General features: G+C 57.2%; 9 protein-coding genes. 2 read left to right on the forward strand and 7 right to left on the reverse strand.

Going from position 1 to position 11,687, the window contains the following annotated elements; all coding sequences use genetic code 11:
* Positions 1–17: 17 nt before the first annotated feature.
* On the reverse strand, positions 18–941 hold the full coding sequence (locus J2W46_RS33390) for a hypothetical protein (protein WP_310360134.1): 924 nt from the start codon (positions 939–941) through the stop codon (positions 18–20).
* Between the two features lie 676 nt (positions 942–1,617).
* On the opposite strand from J2W46_RS33390, the gene J2W46_RS33395 reads away from it, so the two are divergent.
* Complete coding sequence (locus J2W46_RS33395; protein ID WP_310360135.1) at positions 1,618–2,346, forward strand: haloacid dehalogenase type II; 729 nt, start codon at positions 1,618–1,620, stop codon at positions 2,344–2,346.
* A gap of 203 nt (positions 2,347–2,549) precedes the next feature.
* Here J2W46_RS33395 and J2W46_RS33400 read toward each other — a convergent pair whose 3' ends face one another.
* The 6 genes from J2W46_RS33400 to J2W46_RS33425 all read right to left on the reverse strand — a co-directional run bounded on the left by J2W46_RS33400 (position 2,550) and on the right by J2W46_RS33425 (position 10,780).
* Positions 2,550–3,203 (reverse strand): H-NS family nucleoid-associated regulatory protein, encoded by a 654-nt coding sequence (locus J2W46_RS33400; protein WP_310360136.1) that lies wholly within the window; start codon positions 3,201–3,203, stop codon positions 2,550–2,552.
* A gap of 135 nt (positions 3,204–3,338) precedes the next feature.
* Positions 3,339–3,623 carry a PAAR domain-containing protein gene (locus J2W46_RS33405; protein WP_114156757.1) on the reverse strand — a complete coding sequence of 95 codons (285 nt, stop codon included), beginning with the start codon at positions 3,621–3,623 and terminating at the stop codon, positions 3,339–3,341.
* Positions 3,624–3,669: 46 nt separating this feature from the next.
* Complete coding sequence (locus J2W46_RS33410; protein ID WP_310360137.1) at positions 3,670–4,776, reverse strand: Imm72 family immunity protein; 1,107 nt, start codon at positions 4,774–4,776, stop codon at positions 3,670–3,672.
* A gap of 5 nt (positions 4,777–4,781) precedes the next feature.
* Entirely contained in the window at positions 4,782–6,320 is a 1,539-nt protein-coding gene (locus J2W46_RS33415) for a hypothetical protein (protein WP_310360139.1), read from the reverse strand.
* Positions 6,321–6,322: 2 nt separating this feature from the next.
* Complete coding sequence (locus tag J2W46_RS33420; RefSeq protein WP_310360141.1) at positions 6,323–9,091, reverse strand: type VI secretion system Vgr family protein; 2,769 nt, start codon at positions 9,089–9,091, stop codon at positions 6,323–6,325.
* Positions 9,092–10,204: 1,113 nt separating this feature from the next.
* Positions 10,205–10,780 (reverse strand): TetR/AcrR family transcriptional regulator, encoded by a 576-nt coding sequence (locus tag J2W46_RS33425; protein WP_310360142.1) that lies wholly within the window; start codon positions 10,778–10,780, stop codon positions 10,205–10,207.
* A gap of 198 nt (positions 10,781–10,978) precedes the next feature.
* Between J2W46_RS33425 and J2W46_RS33430 the strand changes: the two genes are divergently transcribed.
* Entirely contained in the window at positions 10,979–11,683 is a 705-nt protein-coding gene (locus J2W46_RS33430; RefSeq protein ID WP_310360144.1) for a glutathione S-transferase family protein, read from the forward strand.
* Positions 11,684–11,687 lie beyond the last annotated feature (4 nt).

The raw sequence follows: 11,687 nt of genomic DNA on the forward strand, positions 1-11,687 counted from the left end.
ATCAAGGGCTCGCTTGGCTATCTCAGCCCCATCGAGTACCGTGAAAGCCTCGGGCTAACGACGTAAATCAGTCCAGGATTTTGTCCGCATCCCCAGTGGGTCAGTTCGCGGTGCAAATCAACAATGTAGGCTTCAATTGCTTCTTGCTCCAGCTCAAGAACGTTAAGCTGACGGACAAAATTCGAGCCGTCGAGGTGCTCCTCGATTTCGCTTCGCTGGGGTATGAGCGTGTGGTCCGGGAATTCCTTCAGCTTGCCCAGAACTCGCTCGTAGACGACGAGGCGATACCCCCTGAAGTCATCGAAGGGGATGCCGACAACTCGACGAGCTTCAATCTGCGCCATCACCTGGGTCTTTGTCCAGCCGAGAAGGGATTCAGTCACTTCCTCGACGTGCTCATCGCGAACGTGCGCAGAAATTTCGTTCCGCACCTCGTTCACTGGGGAGGCAGTCCCTTTCTCGATAGAGAAATACGTAACTACGGATGCGATAACTTCGTCGTCGTTGGCGAACACTCTACGAAGTTGCTTAACAAGCGCTGTAGGGCTCTCATCGGCAATCTCTGACTCGTCGCCCGAGGTGGCAGTGTTAGTCTTCTTCGCGGCGCTCTTGCCTGCTGTTATTGTTTCTGTGGTTCGGAGTTCCCCAGCGAAGTGCTTCCGAAGCCTGCCGACGAGTTCAATCGCGTCGTCGGTCTTGGTACAACGGTGCAATTCATCCGCAATCGGACCCTCGTAAGGTTGTGCCACGTACAACACGTAGACAGCCGCGGCCGGCAGGGAACCGTCACGGCGCGCATCAATCCAGTTGGCTAGAGTCTTCCAAAGCGATACCGCTCTATCTGCAATCGGATTATGGGCCAGTCCACTCTTGTCCTCTTCGGAGACCACTCGGCCATCTGCGGTCCGGGTCGAAACGTCGCCAACATGCTCGAATGCCACTACATCGCCTGGCCTCGCACGCATGAGATGCCAAAGGACTCGAACTTCCTGGACCAGGATGCCGTACGCTTGACCCGGAACAGACGAGCTCCGCTTTACACGCGACCTCTTTCCAACTTTTTCTGGAGTAGACATGGCAGCATTTTTACAATGGCATCATTTCTACTATGACGCCGAGGTGGTCTTTTCTTTCTATCCTGCTGATACGTCGCAAGTCCGTGAGGCGTGACGCACACCCGCCAACCACGCTCCCTCGGTTATGTGTTATAGCAGACGTCGAATACAAGCTACGTCAGTCATGCACTGAAGCAATCAAGCAGACGAACAGGTTTCATCCTCCAAGAATGCCGTTACCAGAGTTTGCGCGTCATAAGATTGTGCATGCAATCACAAGGCAAATCCATCGAAGAATGAATGGTTAGTTGCTTTCACGACGGGGGCATGCAGAGGAATTTCAAATCCCCGATGGGCTATCCAAAATGCATATACACCTACGATATTCGCCACAATGCCAAAGCGATTCGAAAGCGACACTTTTGGGAATCCAAGCCACCACCACCGCATGACACCGGCCCGCTTCCGGCATAGGCATCGCACTGACGGAACAGCGAGTACGAGAGCCCGACAATCTTTCCGAGTAGACTTGTCCCCGTGCACCGATTGAGAGGTTCAGAAAATGACCACCGACTCCGCAATCAAAGCTCTTCTGTTCGATGTCTTTGGCACCGTCGTTGATTGGCGAAGCGGTGTTGCGCGAGAAGTGGGCCCTTTTCTCAGCCGTCACAACATGACCGTTGACGCCACCGAGTTCGCAGACGCGTGGCGACGCGAATACTCGCCTGCCATGGAAGAAATTAGAAGTGGACGGCGGTCGTTTGTCCGCCTTGACGTTCTTCACAAAGAGAATTTGGCCAAGGTCTTGCGCAGCTTCGGCATTGATGTCGACTCGGTCAACGCCGACGAACTTGACGAAGTGAACTTTGCCTGGCATCGGCTAGACCCTTGGCCTGACTCTGTAGAAGGGCTGTTGAGACTCAAGCGTCAATTCATTATCGCGCCCCTTTCAAATGGCAATATCAGACTGATGGTGGACATGGCGAAGCGTGCTGCGCTTCCTTGGGACGCGATTCTCGGCGCGGAGGTCGTCAGAGCCTACAAACCATCGCCACAGGTCTATGCTGAGACTGCCGAAATTCTCGGGTTTAGCCCCGCCGAGATTTGCATGGTCGCGGCGCATAACGGCGATTTGGCGGCAGCGCGTCAATGCGGCCTAATGACCGCGTTTGTGCTTCGGCCCGTCGAACATGGCCCAGACCAGCAGAGCGACTTACGCGCTGAACAACCGTGGGATTATGAGGCGGCAGACCTGAACGACCTGGCGATGCAACTAGGTTGCCCGACTTGACGGCTCCCAACGCCGAGCCGCTGCCCACGCTTTGTCCGACAGGCCGCGCCGGCTGTGATGACGGCAACCAAAACTCAGGCGCTCGTCAACAGGAAACCGAGCAACGTCGGGCAGCACACGCGCAATAAAGCGAAACGTCGTCGGCTTGCTGCACCAGGCGGAACCAGAGAATCGCTGGTCCACCGGTCACCCGGCAACCTCGTCTAGGTGGTCAACTCGGCGCCCGACTCGACTGTTGATACCGGGGCGGGCACCGCCACGCTCTGGCGCGACGCTTTTTTCGCCGGCGCCTTCTTGGCCGCAGCCTTCTTCGCCGCCGGGGCCTTCTTGACCACCGGCTTCTTGTCGCCCACCGTAGCGCCATCAATCAAGAACTTCGTCCGGTCCTTGGCATTAGCAATCCACGCCGGCGCGCGCCCACGCCCACTCCATGTTGCCCCGCTCTTGGGGTCACGATAGAGCGCCGGCTGCGGACCCCTGACATAGTTTCCCGCCTTCGCTGACTTCTTGATAGCAGGAGCCGACACTGCGGCGGCGTCTCCCACCAGAAACTTACTGCGGTCCTTCGCGTTTGCAATCCATCGGGGCGTACGGCCGCGCCCTGACCACGTCGCGCCGGTCTTCGGGTCGCGATAATTAGCTACTGCACTTGGAGCTTTGGCTGCAGCCTTAGCCCCCGGCTTGGGTCCACGCTTTTTGCCGCCAGCATGTGCATCAATGTCAGCAGTCGTTAGACCGTGCTCTGCCATCAAGCTCTTAATCTTCTCGATAACAGCGCTCGATTTTTTCGCGAGGAGCGCATCGGCTTGCGCCTGTAGTCTCTGGATTTTTGCTTGCAAGGATTCCAAGGTCGCCATTCGCGGCTCCGCAGTTGAGATGCTGCACTATGCCATGCGGATGAGCGCGTCAGCTAGTTGAACGCGAAGCTAACGTGTAAAGGCTATGGGCCTTTGGTTACCGCCGCATCTGCTGCCAAACCTCCCTGTATTTGCTCACGGCGATAATGTGCCAGTTGCTTGGGACGGGACGAGCTTCGGCAAAGGCACGCACTTACACCGGCACAGGTCGTTTTCCAAAGCCACCTGCCTTCCCATTACCTCCATCGACCGAGGCGAGCCATCTCCGATGATGACGCCCTCGGCGCTGCAGGTATTGCAAAAGACCGGAGCCCCAACATAGGCCAACGGGCGACCGTCGAACGACGAGCCGGCAATACCGTCAAGCACCACGCCGTTACTATCCGTGTTGTCGCCCTTCAGGATGAACCGACGGCTCATGTCACTAGCTTCCTTTCCTGAATCCAGTTGTCGACTATGCGTCCCATCATGCTCGCCTGATGAGACGCCATGTGACCCAGTGAACCCGGCGCTCACCTGAACCGGCTGCGCTCGCGAGCACGTCCGGCATGACCATGCCCTGCGATGCCTCGATGCGGTGATTGTCGAAGTCTGTCGCTTCCCAAGTGCCAGTAACCGGGCAAACCTCACCTGTCCGTACCTCAACTTCCCCCTCGGGTTGGCCATGGTCCGTTGGCACATTTATCGGCGCACGCTCAAGAAAATATTCGGATTCGTCCGGAATGACACCGTCCTTGTATCGGGTGTCTTCCCACAGGAGCCGCCAACGGGTGCCCAGACTCTCGGTGCGAGACTCCGCCTCGTTCCATTGGCCCCTGACATTGGGCGCCTTCGTGTCACTCACGAGATAGTTGAAGCACCCAATGTTCTCGATACTTCTCACCCCCAAAGGCACAATGCCGAAGGCCTTCTCTCGCTCGACCTTGACAGGCTCCCATATCCCGTCTACCGGTACGCGCTGCCCGGAACCGATGATGAGGTCCGTAGCCGCAGGCACTTCCGAAATTTCGGCTGGGAAGACGGGGTAGGGCAATTGGTAGAACTGGTACCTGTAACGGTCGGGGTCCAGCAACGCTGCCGGACTTGAGTAGCGAGCAAACATTCGAGGTATGAACGGCACTTCAATCGGCGCGTAATCGCCCTCATAACGGGACGCCAGCAGTAGCCGATTTAGTGCTTCGACTTTTTCCGGGTAAGGCGCAGTCTGTGCACCTCGCTCCCAGTAGTCAGGATGGGTGTACAGAAAGTTGCGAACCGTACTACTTTTGTCCATCGCGGCATCAAGGGGTTGACCTGTCCGCCATACAAATCGATGTCCCTTCCCGAGTTCTTCAACCCCTTTTTTGTAGAGACTTAGCGTTTCGTAGATTCCGGGGAGCAAATCGGCGTCCATCCGCTCGGGGTCGTTTTTGGACCAGGTTCTGACAGCGTTCTCGAATGCCCTGGAAAACACCTCCCATGCATCCCGTTTCTTCGCCCACAGCGAATAACTGGTCAGTCGCTTGAGCAACCAAAACAAGCGTCGCCGAGTCTCGGAATCCTGCATGTCATATTCTTGCGTGACGTACCCCATCAAATTCACTCCTGACTGCTCGCGGCCGTACGAGACGCCGCGATTGTTTTGCTGTTCGCTACCTTGGTTTGTATTTCGTCACTGCCGAGCCGGCGCGTGCGAGCCGAACCGGATACGTCCTCTGAAAATTTACTGTATCCATACACGTCCTCAACGTTCGTCCAGTTGGTCGGATGAAAGTCGACTCGAACTCCGTTGATAGTTTCAGTGAGTGCAGTACCACTTGCCTTCACACTCTCACCAATCCGCGTTATTTCGGTGGCAAGTGCACCCATGTCAACCACTAACTGACGGCCGCCCCCTTCCAGATATTGCGCAGGAATTTTGTCTCCGAACTGCTCTGCAATCTGGCCAGCCCAAGCCTTTGCGGTCGGCATCCGCGTTCCGAAATCGCTGGGAAGATGCACAACGGCGAGGAACCCGTTGCCATTCCACTCATCCAACACGGCCGACCTGACTCTCCATTCTTCCGCATTTTTGGGCGGACTGCCGATACCCCAAAACGCCGGCTGGCGTCCGCCGGCGGCTTTGCTGCCCCAAGGGGCGTGCTTCGAAGGGTTGCCGAATGCTCGATAGAGCGTCTGTCCCGCCAACTGGTCGGCGTCGAGTGCGGCAAGTTCGCCGTGAAATGTCGCCAGTGTGCGATACACCTGTTCGCCTCTAAATGCAGGTACATCCTCGCTGACATCCGCGAGTATGTCAGGCCAGCCGGCATCTATTTTGGACTGGTACCTAGCTTTAATACGTACATCGTCCACGGCGCATTCCGTTGAGGCAAATTTGCCCTGCCGTATCTCTCTCGCGAGCTTGCGCTCCTCAAGATACGCTTCAGCCTCACGTTTCACCCGTGGCATGCCGCCCGTAGCAATTTCATGAATTTCGCCGCGGTACACCATATTCTGGAGCGTCTTGAGCTTCGCATCCAGTTCCTTGACAGCCTTCGGAACCATCTGGTCAGCAAGGTCCTGAAGGGCGCGGAAACCATCGCCCACACGCGCGAGCTGCGCGCGCCAGACGTCCGGCAGAAGTTGTCCAACGCGAGCTTTCAGAGAGCGCTCGATAGCCAGACGCACGGTTGCACAGAAGTCTTTAACCTTGGAGAGCAACTGCGATTGGTACTTGCCGACGTCGAGCGCCTTCAGCCACTGAGGCGCGTCGCCATGCCCCATCCGGTTGAGGAACTGGACAACCTCCCGCAGCAGTTCTGCATCCTTCGCAGCGTCACCCGCCACCCGTAAAGCGAGGCGGCCCACTCCCTTGATAACGCCGCCGACAACGGGAATCAGTGCGAATATCAGAACGACGAACAGAACCCACTGCGTCACCTCCTGCCGTTTTCGCGGGTCCGAGCTCATGCCAATGCCGACTGACAGCAGGTCGCGCACGGCCGTGACGTCACCCACCAGCGGAATCATGCCGATGGCGGCGTCAGTAATGACCTGGCTGATAGTCTGCTTCTCGTTGAATGCGCCCTGCAGCGTGCCCCAGCACCACTGTCCCACCTCCAGCGAGGTGGCCTTGAAATCTTCTATGCTCCAGCTCACTGTCACGCTCCCCCGTGCTTCTGAATCAGCGAATCGATGTCAGCCTCGGACAGTTGTTCGCCTTTAAAGTCTGGATTGCTGGTTTTGTCCTTGCGGGCGTATGAGCGTGTGTCGGGTCCAAGCTCTACCTTTACGGGGCCCACTGGGACATCGTTAAGATTCATCCGTCCCTGTGCGTCCAACGTGCCTTGCCGCGTGCTACCGTCTGATAGCGTGGCAATGTATTTCGCCCCCCGAACCGGTTCGTCGTCGTGGTACAGATACTGCATTGCCGTATCGTATTTGGATGTCGGCAGCGCTGGCAGCGGGTATGAGGTACTCGTGGGCCCGTTGAATGAATGCTGGCTACCCTTGATGTCTATCTTTCCGGGAGCATGGATTTCAATGTTGCCGTCAGAGATACGGATGTATGCGCCGCCCGAGGTCAACAAAATCTCCCGGCTCGCTGCCGCCTCCACTTTCTCCGTCGCGGACAGTAACCGCAGGGTCTTCTGGGCGGTCAGCTCGACGTTGTCCGAATGGGCTTGAATCTCCACCTTGCCCTTCGCGGCAAATAGTTTCATGCCGGCGTTCTGGACGAAGAGGCTGATACGCTGCGCCACGCTTGCGACCAGTGACTTGCCCGTCGCGATATGCGTGCTCTGTCCGCTAACAAAATTGAGCTGCTCGTCGGCCGCAACGTGCGTAGAGCGCGGGGTCGACAGTGCAATGCCTGCCGGGCTCGCGAACAACATGATGGGTTCCTTGAAAGCGTTGGCGTTGCCCGTGCCTCCGCCAGCTGTGTTTCCTCCTGACGGCGCTCCCGAAACGCTGTTTTGTGTCGCATCGGTGAACGCTTTCAGCGACTCCCGTCCGTCCTTCAGGCTTTCAGCCTGATGGGTCTCGCTGGCATCCGATAACGACTCCAGCACACTCTCGGAATTGACGAGCTGCTGCTGCGCGTCACGGACATCAAGCGGCTGGCTCGTCGAGCCGTTCGCGGGATGCGTCGACACGTATAGACCTTGCCCCGCCCGAACAGCGCCGTAAGCGTCCGACTTCAAGTCGAATCCGCTGCCCAGATATGAGCCGCGGTTGTTTCCCGACTGCTCGATGAGATAGCCCAGATGCAGATGCGCATTCGTGCTGGTCGAATACAAGTGAACACGGTTCTGGCCAGTCGAATCGTCCATTACCAACTGGTTGTAGCCAGCGCCGCCGTACTCTTTGGACTTGTACCCTGACAGCAACCCATTCGAATGCCAGTGCGGCGATTTCTCAGCATTGAAAACCCGGCCGGTGACGATAGGCCGGTCACAGTCGCCGTCAAGGAAGGAGACGATGACCTCTTCGCCGACGCGCGGCACGTGAACGCCGCCGTAGGCGCCGCCCGTGTCTGAGTAGGCCACGCGCACCCAGCAGGAAGCATTTTCATCGCCGCTGTTCAGTCGGTCCCAGTGGAAGCGGACCTTGATGCGGTTCAACTCATCAGTGAAAACTTCAGCGTTGGCCGGTCCGGCAACCGTCGCGGTCTGCATGCTCATCACCGGCTTCGCGTGCTCGAGCGGGCTGCGGAACGCAACGGTGCGGCGCTGGAGTTCAGCTTCAACGAGATAAAACCCTTCGCTGCCGTCGCCATGGGCGACAACAAAAGCCGGTGCGGCGCCTGCATGCGCTGCGCGCACGCGCGAAAGCTCTGTCCTGAGACTGTGCGGAAAATCGGCCGTAGTCGAAACAGGTAGATTGTTCTCGACGTACCAGTGGGTAGCGATGACGGCGAACTGCCGCTGTTGTTCGGCGTCCCGGTCGTGTTCCGGGTGGCCTTCGAGCTGGAACCACTTCCCGGCATCGATATTCCGTACGCCACCAACGGCCATGAAGCGTTTCGCTCGTGACTCCCATTCCTCCATCCGGATTTTGGACAGGTGGTCGCCGCGGTCCTGTGTCAGGTGCGTGTATGCGCCGGCGTATTCATAGACCTCAGCCTGGGTGGGCAGACTGCCGTGGGTCGGTAAGGTGGGCACATTGGTCGACTTTTCATCGGCAGGGGACTTGTAGTCGAATGTCTTCGTCGACAATGAGGAGCTATGCAGCGTGCGCGAACCCGCCCATTGAACCCAAGCGTCAGACGAAGTATTCGTACCCGCGCGAGCGAACTGCAGCGTCTCAGGTACCGCTGGCTTCAACGAATACACGTCGTCCGTTATGACCAGCGTGTGCGATTTACCGTCGTCGGCATGCTCGAAGTAACTGAATAGACCTTCCGATTCCATCAACCGCTGGCAGAAATTCCAGTCGTCTTCATACTGAACGCAGAATGACCGCTGCGGCAGCGGCGCTCTCAATTCAAAGCGGAACGCACCCTGCGCCTGAGGATGACCGTTGAAGACGGTCGAAAGTATTTCATCGACCGTTTTGTCCTGAAAGATGCGCGCGTCTTTTCGGAACCGCAGGAAATGCATCCATGACGAGAACGTGAACTGATAGGTGGCCAGGTTACCGTCAGAGCCGAGGCGCCGCGCGGTATAAACATATCCATGGTGAGGCAGATACGACTTGTTGTCGGCCTGAATCCAGAGAGTGACGGGTTGCGCGATGAGCGTTTTCAATTCCAGCGTGTCGCGCAATGAGACGGCGTCAACTGTGAATTCAAAGTTACGGCCAATACGCGACGTGCCGATGACCCGTTGAGGCAGAAGAACGTCTTCGCCAAGCGGCGTGTCGAGCTTTAGTAACCTTTCGGATTGAGATATGCCTGCGTTAATTGCTGACACAACGTCCTGCGCGCCCATCTTTCTGGTCCCCGGAAAATCCAACTTCGAAACGTTCGAAATCATATGATGAAGGCGGATATCGCACAACACCGGGTGCGCCCTGCGCTCTGACTGACACGCCAATTACTCGGCTGGTCATAATTGACCGACGCCGGCAGTCCCTGCAAAACTGTTTCCGGGCCTCTCGCTCGTTAAATTTTCACAGATATTCGCGCAATCCTTGCCTTCAGATTGTTAAATATTGCAATTAACGGCTGTTCTTTTCGTTATCGCTTCATACTGCCTTCGTTTCGAGTTGGTCGTTAGCCAAACACCGCACAGTTGGAAGCGGAAACTGCCAATACGCATATGAACGGCAAGAACAAAAAGCAATCCGTCTACGCTGTTTATGCAAAATGAATAGAAAGAGAAAGGGGATTGATTGGTCGTCTAACAGGACATCCGCGCTGGATGCGCTACTGCCTCTTACATGAGAGTCCGTCCGTTCGCCGTCGTTTCGTAATCACCTCTCGCTCGTCCACTGGGCGCAGGCGACGGAAAGGGGCCCTGCTCAGCGACCTCATTGACGTGCTATGGATGGCTTGGTATCCGTGGGAGGCCGGCTTTGGAACTTCGGGCCTGCACTGTTTTGCGGAAGCTGCCGCGGCATCTGAGCACTGCGCGGCTCCGGCAACAGCAGCAGATGTATGGCAGGTACCGTTGTACTTGTTCTTTTGAAGCATGGTCATAGGTGACATCGGTAGCGGTTACAGGCATCTGCTCAACCAACAAAACTTGGAGGGCGACTGCGTGCTAATTTCAGCACATGCTATCCGTTGGGATACGTGCGCATCGCGCAATCGTTCTGCGGCGCAATGACAAGGGCCGCCGCGTGACACTGCTATCACCGCGCAGCAGTCCCAACCCGCTCAATCGACGTTGCGCGGGCAGACACGAATTTCGCCCGGACCGAATCGCCCCTTTTCAGACCGTCAATAGAACAATCTGGGGCAGCGTCGAATTCCTCACTTATCCAAATGGAATTCCGCACAACGTGCAGGAGCAGATTGAGCATGAGCTGCATGCTTATCCGCGAACTGGAATACGAGGCGTACTTCCTCACGGTCTACGACATCGTGGTCGAACACGCCGCTAGCTTGGAAGAAGACCAGCTTTACGATAGTCCTCAACCAGCGAATCGTAGGCCGCAATGTCAGCGCGACCCCTCGCCATGAGCTGCGCGCCAGAAATGGCGGCGTAAATGGCACGCGCGCGGCCTGCGCTTTCTTCGGTTTTCACCACCGCGGCGGCAACAAGCACTTTCGCCAGCCAACTGATGTTCACATCGGCGAACCTCTGAACTTCCTTCTTCACCATGTCCGGCAAGTCATCATATTCAGCGGCCATGAAGCTGCATAGACACATGCGATTGTCGTTCTGCAGCGCCGTCCTGAATGTATCAGGGTATCCGCGCAAGCTGAGAATCGGGTCGCCGGTGGCAGCCAGTCGCGCGTCGAGCATCACGGCAAACTGCTCCGCATAACGTTTAGCCACTTCGGCGCCCAGCTCAGCCTTTGTGGGGAAGTGATGGTAGATGCTTGCGGCCTTGATGCCGACTTCCGCCGCGATGTCTCGGAAGTTCAGCCCGCCGTACCCGTGCGCCCCCGCGACCTTTGTCGCGGCAGCAAGGATGTTCTCCCTCGAATTTGAACCGCCTTCAGTTTTCACCGGCGCTACCTCTTTTTGCAAAATGTGTTGACAGGTTCGATTCTATCTCATAAAGTTCGTCCTACCAAGTGGCAGGTAGTCCGCTTGGGAAGTGAGCACCGGGCAACGCGAGTTGCTTTTTTTGCACCGCATCAGTCTACCAAGTGGCAGGTAGCCTGCTTGGTTGAGATGAGTTCTATAACCCTCGGGAGTCGCACCATGTCGTCCAAACTTCAAGTCTTCACTTCGCCCTCTGCCTTCCCCAACCCGCAGCGCCTGCGGCTCTTCATGTACGAGAAAGGCATCGCCGAGCAGTTCAACGAGACGATTTACGATATGACGCCGGTTGGCGAGCAGCGTGGCTGGCGGCACCTGAAGATGAATCCGTGGGGTGAAACGCCGACGCTCCAACTGGCCGACGGCAGCTTTATTTCCGAGACGGCGGCCGTGGTTCGCTACCTCGACCAGACTTTCCCGGGCCGGAAGATTATGGGCGAGACGCCACTGGAGCAAGGCCTCGACAACATGTGGGACAACCGCATATGGGTTCACATCCTGTACCGAATCGTCACGGCCTTCCACGTGCTGCACACCGGACTCGGTTTCAAGCTTGAACTGACGAAGAACGAGGCGTGGGGCGAGCACAGCCGCAAGGAAGCACTCGCCCATGCGGCACTGGTCAACAAGCACCTGTCGGATGGACGCGACTGGCTGCTCGGCGGTGAGGAACCTACGTTCGCCGACATCACGCTGGCAACTGCAATCGCGTTCTCCAAGTTCCCGGTGAACGCCACCCCGCTCGACGAGCGTTTCGAGTTCCTGGACGCGTACTGGAAGCGCTGGCAACAACGCCCGAGCTTCAAGGCAGCCTACGCTGACCGTCAGAGTGGTATCCCGGAGCTGGACAATCCACAAGGAAAGTAAGGCA

This window comes from Paraburkholderia strydomiana (assembly GCF_031456815.1).
Classification (GTDB): domain Bacteria; phylum Pseudomonadota; class Gammaproteobacteria; order Burkholderiales; family Burkholderiaceae; genus Paraburkholderia; species Paraburkholderia caledonica.